General features: G+C 64.7%; 12 protein-coding genes and 1 tRNA gene. 7 read left to right on the forward strand and 6 right to left on the reverse strand.

Annotated elements, in window-relative coordinates; all coding sequences use genetic code 11:
* Positions 1-80: 80 nt before the first annotated feature.
* Together QM588_RS11095 and QM588_RS11100 are read right to left on the reverse strand one after the other, a co-directional pair.
* Positions 81-608 (reverse strand): YbhB/YbcL family Raf kinase inhibitor-like protein, encoded by a 528-nt coding sequence (locus QM588_RS11095; protein WP_283313267.1) that lies wholly within the window; start codon positions 606-608, stop codon positions 81-83.
* A 16-nt stretch (positions 609-624) separates the two neighbouring features.
* The gene (locus tag QM588_RS11100; protein WP_283313544.1) at positions 625-1,983 is read right to left on the reverse strand and encodes a M20/M25/M40 family metallo-hydrolase; all 1,359 of its coding nucleotides are present in this window, start codon (positions 1,981-1,983) and stop codon (positions 625-627) included.
* A gap of 193 nt (positions 1,984-2,176) precedes the next feature.
* Here QM588_RS11100 and QM588_RS11105 point away from each other — a divergent pair.
* From QM588_RS11105 to QM588_RS11125, 5 genes are all read left to right on the forward strand, one after another.
* Positions 2,177-2,262: transfer RNA gene (locus QM588_RS11105), tRNA-Leu, on the forward strand.
* Positions 2,263-2,404: 142 nt separating this feature from the next.
* Positions 2,405-3,868, forward strand: coding sequence for an SDR family NAD(P)-dependent oxidoreductase (locus QM588_RS11110; RefSeq protein WP_201009365.1), 1,464 nt, complete (start codon positions 2,405-2,407; stop codon positions 3,866-3,868).
* 135 nt (positions 3,869-4,003) lie between these two features.
* Complete coding sequence (locus QM588_RS11115) at positions 4,004-5,500, forward strand: glutamate-cysteine ligase family protein (RefSeq protein ID WP_283313270.1); 1,497 nt, start codon at positions 4,004-4,006, stop codon at positions 5,498-5,500.
* Between the two features lie 38 nt (positions 5,501-5,538).
* Positions 5,539-6,804, forward strand: a complete 1,266-nt coding sequence (locus QM588_RS11120; protein ID WP_283313272.1) for a saccharopine dehydrogenase family protein — start codon at positions 5,539-5,541, stop codon at positions 6,802-6,804.
* A gap of 5 nt (positions 6,805-6,809) precedes the next feature.
* Entirely contained in the window at positions 6,810-8,132 is a 1,323-nt protein-coding gene (locus QM588_RS11125) for a CoA transferase (RefSeq protein WP_283313274.1), read from the forward strand.
* On the opposite strand, the gene proP is transcribed toward QM588_RS11125, so the two are convergent.
* Positions 8,133-9,668, reverse strand: a complete 1,536-nt coding sequence (gene proP / locus QM588_RS11130; RefSeq protein WP_283313275.1) for a glycine betaine/L-proline transporter ProP — start codon at positions 9,666-9,668, stop codon at positions 8,133-8,135. It lies immediately after the preceding gene.
* A 201-nt stretch (positions 9,669-9,869) separates the two neighbouring features.
* Between proP and QM588_RS11135 the strand changes: the two genes are divergently transcribed.
* Complete coding sequence (locus QM588_RS11135) at positions 9,870-10,340, forward strand: OsmC family protein (protein WP_283313276.1); 471 nt, start codon at positions 9,870-9,872, stop codon at positions 10,338-10,340.
* Positions 10,337-11,377: a nucleoside hydrolase gene (locus QM588_RS11140; protein WP_283313279.1), complete on the forward strand. Its 1,041-nt coding sequence runs from the start codon at positions 10,337-10,339 to the stop codon at positions 11,375-11,377. The genes QM588_RS11135 and QM588_RS11140 overlap by 4 nt, the downstream gene beginning before the upstream one ends.
* 10 nt (positions 11,378-11,387) lie before the next feature.
* Here the strand turns inward: QM588_RS11140 and meaB are convergent, their stop codons facing one another.
* Genes meaB through mutA form a run of 3 tightly spaced genes read right to left on the reverse strand, consistent with a single transcriptional unit; the run spans position 11,388 to position 16,536 of the window.
* Positions 11,388-12,386: a methylmalonyl Co-A mutase-associated GTPase MeaB gene (gene meaB / locus QM588_RS11145; RefSeq protein WP_283313280.1), complete on the reverse strand. Its 999-nt coding sequence runs from the start codon at positions 12,384-12,386 to the stop codon at positions 11,388-11,390.
* A gap of 2 nt (positions 12,387-12,388) precedes the next feature.
* Positions 12,389-14,659: a methylmalonyl-CoA mutase gene (gene scpA / locus QM588_RS11150; protein ID WP_283313282.1), complete on the reverse strand. Its 2,271-nt coding sequence runs from the start codon at positions 14,657-14,659 to the stop codon at positions 12,389-12,391.
* Positions 14,656-16,536, reverse strand: coding sequence for a methylmalonyl-CoA mutase small subunit (mutA, locus tag QM588_RS11155; protein ID WP_283313283.1), 1,881 nt, complete (start codon positions 16,534-16,536; stop codon positions 14,656-14,658). The genes scpA and mutA overlap by 4 nt, the downstream gene beginning before the upstream one ends.
* Between the last annotated feature and the right edge of the window lie 81 nt (positions 16,537-16,617).

The following is a 16,617-nucleotide window of genomic DNA, read 5'->3' on the forward strand; positions in this document are numbered from 1 at the left end:
GTTGATCGCGCATCGGGCTTCGCCCTCGTGAGCGTTTTGCGTACCCAGAGGTACGCAAAACGCGCACGACGAGACCCAGATCAGGCCTCGTAGGTACCCGTGATCACAGCACGTCCGATGGCGTGCGAGAACAGGTTGAACCCGAGGTACGCCGGAGTCGCCGTCTCGTCGACTTCGAGCCGATCGACGTCCACGGCGTGCACCGCGATGAAGTAGCGGTGGGGACCGTGGCCTGCGGGCGGGGCCGCACCGATGTACCGGAACAGGCCTGCGTCGTTCTTCAGCGTCACGGCCGTGCTGGGCACCCCGGTTCCACCGTCGTCGCCTGCTCCGGAGACGAGCGACGTCGTTTCCACCGGAATGTTCGCCACGGCCCAATGCCAGAACCCCGAGGCGGTCGGCGCGTCTGGGTCGTAGACCGTCACCGCGAAGCTCTTGGTGCCCTCGGGAAATCCGGACCAGGACAGCTGCGGGGAGTTGTCGTGTCCACCGCCTCCCATGATTCCGCTGACCTGCTGGGCCTTCAGGGGCTTGCCGTCCTCCACATCCTCGGACGTCAGCTCGAAGGACGGTAGGTCCGGAAGCGAGTCGTATGGGTTGTACGCCACGATGGTTCCTTTCGTATCAGCTGTGCATCAAGAAGTGCTCGAGCACCTGTGTGCCGAACTCCAACGATTCCACGGGTACTCGTTCGTCGATGCCGTGAAACAACGCCGCGAAATCGAGTTCGGGCGGAAGCTTGAGCGGAGCGAACCCGAAGCAGCGAATTCCGATGCGCGCGAACGCCTTTGCGTCGGTGCCGCCGGACAACATGTACGGCACGGTGCGGCCGTTGGGGTCGTGTGCGAGGACGGCGTCGTTCATCGCGTCGACGAGATCCCCGTCGAACGTGGTCTCGTACGGTTCGAGCTTCGTGATCCATTCCCGTTCGACATTCGGGCCGATCAGTTCGTCGACTTCCTTCTCGAAGGCGGCCTGGCGGCCGGGCAGCACGCGGCAATCCACCACGGCCGTCGCCGTCTGCGGAATCACGTTGGCCTTGTAGCCGGCCGAGAGCATCGTGGGGTTCGCCGTGTCGCGCAGGGTCGCGCCGACGATGCGGGCGATGCTGCCGAGCTTGAGCAGGGTGCCGTCGATGTCCGGTGACGTCGGATCGAAGTCGAGCCCCGATTCCTCCGAAACCGCCTGCAGAAATTGTGAAACCGATTCGGTGAGCACCAACGGAAACGTGTGATTGCCCAGTTTGGCCACAGCCTCGGCAAGATACGTCACGGCGTTGTCGTCGTGCAGGAACGATCCGTGCCCGGCCCGCGCCTTCGCCGTCAGCCGCATCCACGCCAGGCTTTTCTCCGCCGTCTCGACCATGTAGAGCCGCTTCTCGGTGCCGTCCGGGCGGGCAACCGTCAGTGAGAACCCACCGACCTCGCCGACCGCCTCGGTGACGCCCTCGAAAAGATCGGGTCGATTGTCGACCAACCAGTGCGATCCGTACTTGCCGCCTGCCTCCTCGTCGGCCAGGAACGCGAACAGGATGTCGCGGGGTGGGACGGTTCCGTTGGACTTGAACTGGCGGGCCAGCGCGAGGGCCATCCCGACCATGTCCTTCATGTCCACGGCACCTCGACCCCAGACGTAGCCGTCTTCGACGGCTCCGGAGAACGGGTGCACACTCCAGTCGGCCGGCTCGGCGGGCACGACGTCGAGGTGTCCGTGTACGAGCAGAGCTCCCCGTGACGAGTCGGCACCGCGCAGCCAGGCGAAGACGTTGCCGCGTCCGGGGGCACCGGATTCGACGTACTCGGTCTCGTATCCCACCTCTTCGAGCTTGCTCGCCACCCATTCGGCGCATTCCTTCTCGCCGACCGTGGTGTCGAGTTCGCCGGTGTTCGAGGTGTCGAACCTGATCAGAGAGCTGACCAACTCCACGACCTCCTCGAGAGCGACGGTGGGGGCGCGTTCTCCTCGGCTTCGGGCATTGCTCACTTCGGGGTCGTTCGAATCGTTTGCCACATCGTCGTTCCTACCATCACCGAGGGGTCGGGGCACCACCGAAAACCGCTCGACGCATGAACTGACGTGGGGATTTGGGTTATCGGGAACCCGTCGGATAATCTTACGCAGCGCACAGCGACCAGCTGTGAGAGCAACAAAAGAATATGCGGCAACGGTCGCACATGTCCGAGTGGCGGAATGGCAGACGCGCTAGCTTGAGGTGCTAGTGTCCTATTAACGGACGTGGGGGTTCAAGTCCCCCCTCGGACACCGTCTGAATGTTGTTCACAGACAAAGATTTTCAAAGATCTGAGTTGAGACAGACGAAACTGGCCCTGATTCTTCGGAATCGGGGTCTTTTTCGTTGTTCTCACGTCGACGGCTCGACCGGGCCGATGCTAGGAGACTGAAGATGGACTCGATCGACCCCACCGATCTCGACACGTGTCTGCGGGTGCTCGCACAAGCCGCCGAGCTGGACAAGAATCATCCTGATTCCATCGCCGTCCAGCGGGCGTCCGGTGCCATGTTCAAAGATCTCAAGCGTGCTCGACGCGTTGCCGCACGGAACGCCGTCAGCGCAGCCGACCGGGCCGTCGTGGCGGCCACGGCGACCGGATCCCCGGATCGTATCGACGACGAGACCGCAGGTCTGTCCCTCACCTCGCGCGCCGAGGGTGAGATCGCGGGCACCTTGATCAGGGCGCGCCCGTGCTACATCTGCAAGCAGCGCTACACCGATGTCGATTCGTTCTACCACCAGCTGTGTCCCGAGTGCGCGGCGCTCAACCGAGGCAAGCGCAACGCACGAACCGACCTGTCCGGCCGGCGAGCACTGCTGACCGGAGGACGGGCGAAGATCGGCATGTACATCGCACTTCGGCTGCTCCGCGACGGCGCACACACGACGATCACCACGCGTTTTCCCAACGATGCCGTGCGCCGGTTCGCTGCGATGGACGACAGTGATCAGTGGTTGCACCGCCTGCGCGTCGTCGGTATCGATCTACGAGACCCCGCTCAGGTCGTGGCACTTGCCGATTCGGTCGCCGCCGAGGGACCGCTCGACATCCTGATCAACAACGCTGCGCAGACGGTCAAGCGCTCCCCCGGCTCGTACAGCGCGCTGGCCGACGCCGAAGCGGAACCGTTGCCCGCGGCACTGACCGACGGTGCAGGGCCGGAACGGATCACGTTCGGCAAGACCAGCGACGCCCACCCTGCGTCGTTGGCCAGTTCGTTGCCGGCCACGGCCATCGGCGGTCAGCAGGTCTCGGCGACTCTGAGCGCAGACGACGTAGCATCCCTGGCGATGGTGGCGGGTTCGGTGACAGCAGAGCGCATCGAGAACGGACTGGCGATCGACGCGGGTGGTCTGGTACCCGACCTCGCCGAGACGAACAGCTGGATTCACACCGTCGAGCAGGTCGATCCGGTCGAGTTGCTCGAAGTGCAGCTGTGCAACTCCGTGGCACCGTTCATTCTGGTTTCACGTCTGCGCGCGTCGATGGAGGCGTCGCAGGCCCGACGCAAGTACGTGGTCAATGTTTCGGCCATGGAGGGTCAGTTCGGTCGGGCGTACAAGGGCCCGGGGCATCCGCACACCAACATGGCGAAGGCGGCACTGAACATGCTGACCCGCACCAGTGCCAAGGAGATGGTGGAGAGCGGCATCCTGATGACCGCCGTCGACACCGGATGGATCACCGACGAGCGCCCGCACCCCACCAAGATGCGGCTGGCCGACGAGGGCTTCCACGCGCCGCTGGATCTGGTCGACGGTGCTGCGCGGGTGTACGACCCCATCGTGCAGGGCGAACTCGGAGTCGATCTGTACGGCTCGTTCCTCAAGGACTACCAGCCCTCGCCCTGGTGACGATCGGCCCCGGGATCGTTTCTTCGGGTGATTCTGCACGTGGACGTCCCCGGAGCAGGCCGGGCTGCGATACTCGGAAACGACGACCGTCTCGCGTGAGCGAACGGCACCGAGACACACTGTTAGGCGGTCACCATGGGCGAGGATGTCGAACGCCGAAAGTTCACCAGACAGGACCGACACCAGTTTCGGCAGAAGGTCCAGGACTGTCTCGACGCGTTGGCGACCATGTTGGCCGACGAGACGTTCCACGTCGGCGAACCGCAGATCGGCATGGAGATCGAGCTCAACCTCGTCGACGAGGACATGGCACCGTCGATGGCCAACGCCGAGGTACTCGACGCCATCGCCGATCCTGATTATCAGACCGAGCTGGGCCAGTTCAACATCGAGATCAACGTCGATCCTCGACCGCTGCGGGGTTCGTCGATCGCCGAGTTGGAGACGGACCTACGGCGGTCGTTGAATGCTGCCGACGAGCGGGCCCGTGGCTCGGGTAGTCGACTTGCCATGATCGGCATGCTCCCGACTCTGACGAAGGAGCATTTCGAACACCGGTGGCTGTCGGCGAATCCGCGATACGACCTTCTGAACCAGCAGATCTTCGCCGCTCGCGGTGAGGACATCGAACTGAAGATCGCAGGCGTTCGTCTGCCCGGGTCTGCGGCTGCAGAGAATCTCGACATCGTGACCGACACGATTCTGCCGGAGGCGGCCTGCACGTCCGTCCAACTGCATCTGCAAGTCGCCCCCGACGAGTTCGCGTCGTACTGGAATGCCGCACAGGCGTTGTCGGGTGTTCAGGTTGCGCTCGCCGCGAACTCGCCGTTCCTCGCCGGGCGTGCACTGTGGCACGAGACCCGCATACCGCTGTTCGAGCAGGCCACCGATACGAGGCCGCAGGAGCTCAAGAACCAGGGGGTTCGCCCGCGAGTGTGGTTCGGGGAGCGTTGGATCACCTCGATCTTCGACCTGTTCGAGGAGAACTCGCGCTACTTCCCCGCCCTGCTCCCGGTGTGCAGTGAGGAGGACCCCAAAGCCGCTCTGGCGCGAGGTGATACGCCGTCACTGTCGGAATTGCGGATGCACAACGGAACCGTGTACCGGTGGAACCGGCCGATCTACGATCGGTCCGGCGACGGGCACCACATTCGGCTCGAGAACCGCGTTCTGCCTGCCGGACCGACAGTCGTCGACACCCTCGCCGATGCCGCGTTCTACTACGGCACCGTACGGGCTCTGGCCGATGCCGATCGACCGTTGTGGTCGCAGATGTCGTTCGATGCCGCCGAGGAGAACGTGCACTCCGCAGCCCGCGGCGGGTTCGATTCGATGCTCTACTGGCCCGAGGTCGGCTGGGTGAGTCCGCAGGAGCTGGTACTGCGCCGATTGCTTCCGATGGCCGAGGCCGGTCTCGCCGCGTACGGCGTCGACTCTGCCGTACGCGACCGCTATCTCGGCATCATCGAAGCGCGGTGCCTGGCCAAGCAGTCGGGATCGGGGTGGCAGAGAGACGCTGTCGTCGCTCGCGAGCGGGCCGGCGATACTCGGGAGCAGGCTCTCGCGGGGATGTTGGGAGATTACGTCGACAGGATGGATGCGGGAGACCCCGTGCACACCTGGACCCACTAGCCGACGCTGCCGGCAGCGTCCGCGTTAGTGTCGTAACCATGACTACGTCCGACTCGGATTCCACCTCAGGCCCCGACCGCACCCATGACATCGTCGTCTACGGCGTCACCGGATTCGTGGGAAAGCTGACGGCGAAGTACCTCGCCGAACACGCGCCTGCCGGCACGCGTATCGCGCTGGCAGGCAGGTCCACCGCACGCATCGAGGCGGCGCGAAAGGAACTGGGATCCACCGCCCAGAACTGGCCCGTCATCGAAGCCGACGCCGCCGACACCGCTGCGCTGCGATCCATGGCCGAATCGACCCGAGTCGTCATCACGACGGTCGGCCCGTATGCCAAGTACGGCTTGCCACTGGCAACTGCATGCGCCGAGTCCGGAACCGACTACGTCGACCTCACCGGTGAGGTGCTTTTCGCTCGCGAAAGCATCGACACCAACCACGAGATCGCACAACGTACCGGTGCCAGGATCGTCCACTCGTGCGGGTTCGACTCGGTCCCGTCCGACATCGGTGTCCACGCTCTGTACGAGGCCGTCACGGCCGACGATGCGGGCGAACTGACCGACACGACGCTCGTGGTCACCTCGATGTCGGGCGGGGTCAGCGGCGGCACCGTCGACTCGCTTCGTGGCCAGATCGAGGCCATGAAGAAGGACAAGCGGGCCAGGCGCATCGCAGCCCGTCCGTATTCGCTGAGCCCCGATCGAAGCCTCGAGCCCCAGCTCGGCCGCCAACTCGATACCGTGCTCATCGACGGCAAGAAGATCGATCCGAGCCTGCGCGGGTGGAAGGCCCCGTTCGTGATGGCCTCGTACAACACGCGAGTCGTGAGGCGTACCAACGCACTTCGAGACTGGGCCTACGGAAAGCAGTTCCGCTACAGCGAGGTGATGAGCGTCGGCTCGTCCGTCGTCAGCCCGGTGCTCGCCGGTGCACTGTCGGCAGGACTGTTCGTCGGAGTGTCCGCCATGACGGTACTTCCGGGCAAAGTGCTCGATCGCATCCTGCCCAAGCCCGGCAGCGGCCCCAGCGAAAAGGCCCGAGAGAAGGGGCATTTCACGGTCGATCTGTACACCCTGACCACGTCCGGGGCGCGGTACCGGGCCCGGGTCAAGGCGTCCGGTGACCCGGGCTACAAGGCCACGGCTGTCATGCTCGCCGAGTCCGCACTCGCGCTGGTTCTCGGCGGTGACGCACTTCCGAAGGCCAGCGGAGTTCTCACTCCCGCGACCGCGATGGGCGACGTTCTGGTGGACCGCCTGAATGCGGCCGGCATGGAGATCTGGGCCAAGCGGAACTGATTGCGGTGCAGGGAACGCCGGGCACAACTGGATATCTCGCATCGACGCTTCCGGTCGCGACGCTCGCCGCCGAGTCGGTCGGTGCCCTCGGCACCGCCGTCGCCCAGTTGCAAAGCGCGCTGGGACCGGTGTCGACGGATGGCGAGACGGTGACGCCGACAGCGTCCATGGCGCGTATCGCCGCGTCGTTCATGGGCGACACCCTGTTGCGGATCGACGGCGAGTCGGTGCAGGCTTTCGCCGATCTGTCCGGCTTCTTCCCGGTGTCCGACGGTTGGGTGAGAACCCACGCCAATTACCCACACCACCGCATGGCATTGCTCGATGTGGTGGGCCTCGGGGGTGCCGGCTCCGCGGAGTCGATCGACATCGACGTGTTCGGCGATCGACTCCGCGGAATGTCCGGGTTCGAGCTCGAAGAGCTGTGCGCGGCGTCGGGCGCTCTGGCCGTGCGGGTGCGCACGGAAGAACAATGGTCCGCTCACCCCGCTGGTATTGCCGCGAGCTCCGGTCCGGTCGTTACTCGAGGTGCGGCCGATCCGGTTGCCCGAGTGCACATTCCGTCGTTCCGGCCGCTTCGGTCGTGTGGGCCGCGGGGTGCCGATCACCCGTTGGCGGGTATCCGGGTGCTCGATCTGACGCGGGTGATTGCCGGTCCTGTCGCTACCCGCGCTCTCGCACTTCTCGGTGCCGATGTACTTCGTGTCGATTCGCCCCGGCATCCGGAACTGCCGTGGCAGCATCTGGAGAACGGTCAGGGCAAGCGGTCGGCCCTGCTGGACCTGGACACGGCGGAGGGACTCGATCGGGTGCTCGGGCTCCTCGACTCGGCCGACGTGCTCGTCACCGGGTATCGGCCGGGGGCCCTCGACCGTTTCGGCCTCGAACACCGGACGGACCTCGTCCACGGATGCATCAGCGCATGGGGCACAGAAGGTCCGTGGTCGCGACGGCGCGGCTTCGACAGCCTCGTTCAGGCTGCGAGCGGTATCTCGGTTCTGGAAGGCCGGGACGGTCGGCCCGGTCGGCTCCCGGCTCAGGCCCTCGATCATGCGAGCGGTTATCTACTGGCTGCCGGAATCATCTCGGAACTGGCGGCGCGCGCAGAAGGGTCGGGCACTGCGGCACCGGTCGACGTCGCGCTGGCCAGAACAGCAGCGTGGCTGACCGACCTTTCCGGGCGGGACCCCGAACACGGCCCTGCCGCGCCACCGCCACTCGAGTGCGTGGTCACGCACGGCTCGGTGACGGCAGCGAGACCGGTGTTCGACTGCTACTCCGACTACGCGTACCCGGCTCACGTCTGGGGTAGCGACGACGCCGGTTAATTACCGCGCTGACCGGTCTGCGGAGCTACTCCCGGTCAGCGCAGACGCCTCGGTGTACAGATCCTTGGCTTCCTCGGTCGAATCCACCTGGGGCGGAGAACCGTCGAGCGGCTGAGTAGCCGACTCGCGTAGGAAACCGACGGCGATCAGACCGATGACGCCGCTGATGATGAGGTAGTAGGCCGGGATCATGGTGCTGCCGGTGGAACTGACCAGGGCCGAAGTGACCAGCGGTGTGGTGCCGCCGAAGATCGACACCGACAGGTTGAATCCGATCGACAGCGCCGCGTAGCGCACGCGGGTCGGGAACAGTGCAGGCAAGGTCGATGCGCTGGGTGCGGCGAAGCATGCCAACACGACTCCCAGTAGCAGGCACGCAATCAGAGGCCCGATCCATCCGCTGCGTTGGATCAGCAGGAAACACGGGATGGCCAGAACGATCTGTCCGATGGCACCGAACACGAACACCGGCTTGCGGCCGATTCGGTCGGTCAATCGACCCACGGCCACGATGATGGATACGACCACGACCATCGCGGACAGGACCAACAGGTCGGCACTGAGCTGACTGCGCCCGACGACCTCGGTGAAGTACGTGGGCAGGTACGAGGTCACCATGTAATTGGTGACGTTGTACAGCAGCACGATTCCCATGCAGATGAGCAGTGCTTTCCAATGGACTGTGAAGATCTTTCCGATCGAGCTGCGTCCGGTCTCCTGCGCCTTGACCTTGGAGTCGTGCTCGTCGAGTTGCTTGCGGAACGCGGGGGTGTCCTCCAGCTTGAGGCGCAGGTACAAACCGATGATGCCCATCGGCCCGGCAATGAAGAACGGAATGCGCCAACCCCATTCGACCATGGTGGCGTCGCCCAGTACCGCGTTCAGAATCGTCACCAATCCGGACCCCATCGCGTATCCGACGAAGGTGCCGAAGTCGAGCCAACTGCCGAGAAAACCACGTCTTTTGTCGGGTGAATATTCGGCGATGAAGGTCGTGGCACCGCCGTATTCACCACCGGTGGAGAATCCCTGAACCAGGCGGGCGACGAGCAGCAGGATGGGAGCCCAGATTCCGATGGAGTCGTAGCTGGGAATCAGGCCGACGGCCAACGTGCCGATCGACATCATGATCATGGTGGCGGCCAGAACCTTCTGGCGTCCGATGCGGTCACCGAGAGGACCGAAGAAGAGTCCACCGAGTGGGCGAACGACGAACGCTGCCGCGAACGTCGCGAAGGTCGACAGCAACTGGACCGCGGGCGACGCGTCGGGGTAGAACACCTTGCCGAGCGTCGCGGCCAGATAGCCGTACACACCGAAGTCGAACCATTCCATCGTGTTGCCCAGTGCCGCTGCAGACACGGCGCGCTTGAGCATCGGTTGGTCGACGACCGTGATGCTCTCTTCCGACATCGCCGGCTTGCGACGCATACGTTTGAAGAATGCGTCACGCCGCAGACGCTGTACGTGGCGCTGGCCCCATTTCGGGATCTGGGGTGACGACTCGGGCGATTCTGGATCTTGCGCAACCGTCATTGCAGCAACGTTAGCGAGCACAATGACCAGCGAACAAACTTCGAAACGGACATGGACGCGCACAAGTGCGCATTCCCCCAGGTGAGGGTCGGTCGATCGAATCTTGGTCACTACCTTGACAATTGGTGCAATAATCGCAATACGGACAGGCACCTCGGCGTGCATGACGTCCGGTGCAACCAGGCCTGGCACGATGGACCCATGCCCACCCATGACTACGCCCTGGCCGTGAGCTGGACCGGCAATCGCGGACACGGGACGGCGAATGCAGCCGCATACGACCGCGATCATGTCGTCACGGCACCCGGAAAGCCCGATCTCTCGGCCAGTTCCGATCCGAGCTTTCGCGGCGATCCCGAGCGGTGGAATCCCGAGGAGCTACTCGTGGCGTCGCTGTCGAGCTGCCACATGCTGTGGTACCTCGGGTTGGCCGCCGCGTCGCACGTGACCGTCACCGGCTACGTCGACTCCCCCACCGGGGTCATGACCGAGCAATCCGACGGCTCGGGACAGTTCGTCGAGGTGACCCTGGCGCCGGTCGTGACGGTGGCCGAGTCCTCGATGGTGACCCGCGCGGAGGAACTGCACGCCGAGGCCGCAGCCAAGTGCTTCATCGCCCGCTCGGTCAACTTCCCGGTCCGCCACAATCCGACGACCCAGGTGAACGCATGACCGTACCGATGATCGTCGACGTCGACACCGGGATCGACGACTCGCTCGCACTGCTCTACCTGTTGGCCACCGACGAGGCCGAGATCCTCGGCATAGCGTCCACCGCCGGTAACGTGCCGGTGAACCAGGTCGCCGCGAACAACCTGGCCTGGCTCGACCTGTGCCGCTCGGCCGATATCGAAGTCGCGCTCGGTGCGCAGGTGCCGTTGGTGGCACCACTGATGACCACAGAGGACACTCACGGACCGCAGGGCATCGGATATGCGGAGCTGCCGGTGTCGAGTCGGGACCTGTCCGCACGCGATGCCACCACGATGTGGATCGAGTTGGTTCGCTCGCGACCGGGTGAGATCACCGGTCTCGTCACCGGTCCGCTGACCAATCTCGCGCTGGCGGTTCGCCGAGACCCCGAGTTGCCTCGGCTGTTGAAGCGATTGGTGTTGATGGGTGGTGCTTTTCAGCATCAGGGCAACACGACGCCGACGAGCGAGTGGAACGTCGCGGTGGACCCCGAGGCTGCAGCGGAGGTCTTCGCCGCTTTCTCCGGACTACCCGAGGACCGCCGTCCGATCGTGTGCGCACTCGACATCACCGAGACCATCGAGATGACACCCGAGCACATTCGCCTTCTGGGTGAGCGTGCTGGAAGCGTTCCGGCCGAGCTGATCTCGTCGACCGATGCGCCGGGTGCGCGATCGACGGCCTCGAACCCGATCGTGCGTCACTTCTCGGACGCGGTCCGCTTCTACTTCGAATTCCATCGCGATCACGATCAGGGCTTTCTGGCCCACATGCACGATCCGTTCGCCGCAGCAGTGGCGGTGCAACCGGATATCGCCACTTATCGGCACGCGACCGTGGACGTGGAACTGGTCGGAACCCTCACTCGCGGAACGACGGTGGCGGATTGGCGCGGAATGTGGGGCAAGCCGCCGAACGCAGCCATTGCCACCCACACCGATCCTCGGGCGTTCTTCGATCAGCTCGTCGAACGCGTCGGCGACCTGGCGGCGACTTTGTACCCCGCCCTGCAGTGACCGGCGGGCGTCAGGAATCGAACGCGTCGAGTAGTTCTCGAGCGGCCAACGCCGCCGTGAGCGACCCGTCGCGTACGCGAGATTCCACGTCGTCTCGAATTGCCTTCACCGACGGGCTCTGAGCCAACCGACGCAGTAGCTGATCGTTGACCATCGTCCACGTCCAGTCCACCTGCTGCTTGCGACGCTTCTCGGCGAACTCGCCCGCGTCACGGAGCACCTGCTGGTGGCGGAGCACCGTGTTCCAGAACTCGTCGAGGCCGGTGCCTTCGATGGCGCTCATCGTCAACACGGGCGGCTTCCAGATCGCGTCGTGCGGATAGATCAGTCGCAGCGCTCCGGCCAACTCCCGCGCCGCGTTCTTCGCATCGGTCGCATGCTTGCCGTCGGCCTTGTTGACGGCCACCAGATCTGCGAGTTCGAGAACGCCCTTCTTGATGCCCTGCAACTGATCCCCGGTACGCGCAAGCGTGAGGAACGTGAAGCAGTCGACCATGTTCGCGACGGTCACCTCGGACTGGCCCACGCCCACGGTCTCGACCAGGATCACGTCGAACCCCGCGGCTTCGAGCAACACGATGGTCTCCCGAGTCGCCCGGGCCACTCCGCCCAGCGTTCCCGAGGTCGGAGACGGCCTGATGTACGCGTTCTCCTGTACGGCCAAGCGGGACATGCGGGTCTTGTCACCCAGGATGGATCCGCCGGTCCGCGTCGACGAGGGATCTACGGCCAGAACCGCGACCCGGTGGCCCTGTTCGATCAGCCGCATTCCGAGCGCATCGATGAACGTCGACTTCCCGACCCCCGGCACCCCGGTGATGCCCACCCGGTGCGATCCGCCGGCGTCGGGCAGTACCCGAAGCAGCAACTGCTGCGCCAAGTCGCGATGATCCGCGCGGGTCGATTCGACCAACGTGATCGCCCGCGCCAGGCCGGATCGTTCGTTCGCTCGGACCGACTCGGCCACTGCATCGATGTCGATGACGCGGCCCTTGTTCGGAGTGTTCATGCTCAGGCGTTGGCCTCGCGTGGTGCGTGTCCGAGCGCGACAGACAGCTTCTCGACCAGTCCGATCGCGGCGTCGGCGATGACGGTGCCGGGAGGGAAGATCGCGGCAGCCCCCGCTGCATAGAGCTCGTCGAAATCGCCCGGGGGGATCACGCCACCGACGACGATCATGATGTCCTCGCGTCCGACGTCGGCCAAGGCCTGGCGCAAGGCGGGCACCAGCGTCAGGTGACCGGCAGCCAGCGAAGACACCCCGACGACGTGAACGTCGTTGTCGGCGGCCTGGCGTGCCACCTCTTCGGGAGTCTGGAACAGCGGGCCGACGTCGACGTCGAAGCCGATGTCGGCGAACGCCGTGGCGATGACCTTCTGCCCTCGGTCGTGCCCGTCCTGACCCATCTTGCACACCAGGACGCGAGGCCGACGGCCCTCGTCCTCGGCGAACTGTTCGACCAGCGCGGTGGCGCGGGTGATGTTCTCGGATTTGCCTGCCTCGTCGCGGTACACCCCACTGATTGTCCGGATTTCGGCCTGGTGGCGCCCGTAAACCTTCTCGAGCGCGTCGGAGATCTCGCCGACGGTGGCCATCTTGCGGGCGGCATCGATGGCGAGGGCGAGCAGATTGTTCTCCATGCCGGGCTGGTCCGACGCTGCGGCCCGAGTCAGGTTCGCCAATGCCGCTTCGACTTCGGCGCTGTCCCGCTCGGCACGAAGGCGCTCGAGCTTCTCGATCTGTTCTTTTCGCACCTTCGAGTTCTCGACTTTGAGTACTTCGATGGTGTCGGGCTCGTCGGGCACGTACTTGTTGACGCCCACCAGCGGTTGGCGCCCGGAGTCGATGCGCGCCTGGGTACGAGCCGCCGCCTCCTCGATGCGCAACTTCGGAATACCTTCGCCGATGGCCTGCGCCATGCCGCCCGCTTCCTCGACCTCAGCGATGTGTGCGCGAGCCCGATTCGCCAGCTGATGGGTGAGCCACTCGACGTAGTGCGACCCGCCCCACGGATCGATCGGCCGAACGGTGTTGGATTCCTGCGCGATCAGTAGCTGAGTGTTGCGCGCAATACGGGCCGAGAAGTCGGTCGGCAACGCCAGTGCCTCGTCGAGCGCGTTGGTGTGCAGGGACTGCGTGTGGCCCTGGGTCGCGGCCATGGCTTCGACACAGGTGCGCGCGACGTTGTTGAACACGTCCTGTGCCGTCAAAGACCAACCCGACGTCTGCGAATGAGTGCGCAAGGAACGCGATTTGGCGCTCTTGGGCTCGAATTGTTGGACGAGCTCGGCCCACAGCAGGCGCCCGGCGCGGAGCTTGGCGACCTCCATGAAGAAATTCATTCCGATGGCCCAGAAGAACGACAGTCGCGGTGCGAACGTGTCGATGTCCATGCCCGCATCCAGACCTGCCCGGATGTACTCGACACCGTCCGCAAGGGTGTAGGCGAGTTCGAGATCGGCTGTGGCACCGGCTTCTTGGATGTGGTAGCCGGAGATGGAGATCGAGTTGTACTTCGGCATCTTTTCGCTGGTGTACGCGAAGATGTCCGAGATGATGCGCATCGACGGCTTCGGCGGATAGATGTAGGTGTTGCGCACCATGAACTCTTTGAGGATGTCGTTCTGGATGGTGCCTGCGAGTTTCTCCGGCCCGACGCCCTGCTCTTCCGCGGCGGCGACGTACAGCGCCAGGATGGGCAGCACCGCTCCGTTCATCGTCATCGAGACCGAGACGCTGCCCAGGTCGATACCGTCGAACAACTGCCGCATGTCGTAGATGGAATCGATTGCCACACCGGCCATTCCGACGTCGCCCTGCACACGTGGGTGATCGGAGTCGTAGCCCCGGTGAGTGGCCAGATCGAACGCCACGGACAGCCCCTTCTGACCCGCCGCGAGGTTGCGGCGGTAGAAGGCATTCGACTCGGCGGCAGTCGAGAACCCGGCGTACTGACGAATGGTCCACGGCTGGTTGACGTACATCGTCGGATACGGTCCCCGCAGAAACGGTGGGGCACCCGGGTAGCTGTGCAACGGGTAGCCCTCGGCCTCGGCGGCGTCGCGGTCTGCCTCGGTGTACACCGGCTTGACGTCGATGCCCTCGGGAGTGGACCACACCACCTGCTCGGGGGTGTAGAAGTTCGCCTTGGCACCGTTCTTCACGTGCGTGGCCACGTCTTCCGCGGACGGCGGCGATGGCGTCGGCTCGTCCGGATCGACCAGCGGTACGTCGGCGAAACTGCCGATGATGTGCGAGATTCGGTTCTCGTCGGTACTCACTTCGAGGCTCCCAGCGTGTCGAGAAGTTCGGTCAGCACGGCGACGGCGTCGACCTTGGCGGTCAGGAATCCGTCGGGACGGGACGGGCCCTCGACGCCGGCGAAAATCTTCTCCGGGCCGGCGAGCAAGACCCGTGAGACCCCTGCTGCACGCAGAGCATCCACGGCAGTAACGGCCTCGTCGCCGTATCGCTTGTCGGTTCCGCACACCACGGCGATCGAGGCTCCCGACGCTTCGACCGCCCCGGCGACAGCGTCGACTCCGAGGGGACCGGGGTTGACCGCTTCGATTCCCCCCGACGCCAACAGATTGGACGCGAAGGTCGTACGGACGTTGTGTTCGGCAACGGTCCCCAACGGGACAAGTAGTACCTGAGGCCGCGAATCATGTTGGGCCAGATAAGAATCGGATCGGTCTCGAAGCGACTCGAATGCCCGGCCGTACCGATACACGGTTGCGGAGCCGGCAGGCTGCGTCTGCTCGGGAGTCAGGGGGGCCTCGGCCAGATTGGGAAACTCGTTGACACCGGTCAGCGGAGTGATCCGATGCGCGATATCGGAATCGCGCTCTGCACGGGTCTTCTCGATCTCGGCAACCAGCGAACCGTCCGCGGTTGCTGCAGCAAGTCCGCCCGAAGCCTCGACGCCCCTGAAGCACTCCCACGCCGTCGCGGCAACCGCAGCCGTGAGCTCCTCGATGTACCACGAGCCCGCACCCGGATCGAGAACTCGACCCAGGTGAGCTTCCTCCAGCAGGAGCAGCTGAGTGTTTCTCGCGATACGGGCAGCGAACGTCTTGGACACTCCGGCTGCGCCACCGTTCAGTGCCGCGTCGAACGGCAGCACCGTCACCGAATCCGCACCACCCACTCCGGCACCGAACGACGCAAGAGTGGTACGGAGCATGTTCACCCACGGATCGCGCTGCGACATCATCGCTTCCGACGTCACCGCATGCTGAGGAGCATCACCGGCGTCGGGCGCACCGCACACCTGCGCAATCCGTGCCCACAGAATGCGAGCGGCGCGAAACTTGGCTATGGTCTGGAACTGGTCGTCGGTTGCTGCGAATCGAAACTCGATCTGGCGCAGCGCATCCGAGACGGCCACACCGTTCTCGGTCATCGATCGGACGTACTCGAGCCCGGCCGCGATCGACGCACCCAGTTCCTGCGCATCCGACGCACCGAGATTGTGGAACACGGTGCCGTCGACGGTGATGGCACGCATCGACTCGGCGCGGTCGATGCACGCGCGGGCCAGTTCGAGCGCCTCGGCAATCTGTATGGATTCCGTGCCTGCCACTGCAGCAGTGAGAGTGTCCACTCCGAGCCTGACGTCGACGGCGGCGCGATCGTCGATATCTGCCGAATCGAGAACGTCGAACAGTGCCGTCGCTGCCGCGCGAACGTCCCCGCGAGCATCGATCGTCAATGGGGCGAGCTCGAGCAGCACACCACGCAGGGCATCCGACAGATCCGACGGATCCAACCCACGCGATCCGACCGTCAACCAGAGGGCACTGGTGCCGTTGGTGAGCGAATCGAGGATCTGACCGTTCAGCGCAGGCACACCGTCACGAACGTCGGAACCGTGACGCGTGCACACCTTCCAGCCTGCGTTGACGTCCCGATGCGGATCACGCCCACGCAGATACGGAAAGTGACCCGGCAGTGGACCCTCGGGACGCTCGTCGAACGCGGTGTACAGCGGAGACACCGTGATCCCGTCGTACGTCGTGGAATCGAGAAGATGTTCGGGGTCGGCAGGCAGTTCGGCCACATCGACCCGGCGCGACTTGGCCAGGACCCCGGCTACCGCCTGCTGCCAGGCCGCGTGGGCACTGCGTGCGGCATCTTCGTGCGACGCGATGGACACGTGTGCTGCTCCCTAGGTTCGGCGGGCAGTCCTACACCCGACTTGAAGTGATGCTAACCCCACCTACGAGCAGGTTATCGT

It is taken from the genome of Rhodococcus sp. IEGM 1354 (genome assembly GCF_030056855.1).
Lineage (GTDB): Bacteria > Actinomycetota > Actinomycetes > Mycobacteriales > Mycobacteriaceae > Rhodococcoides.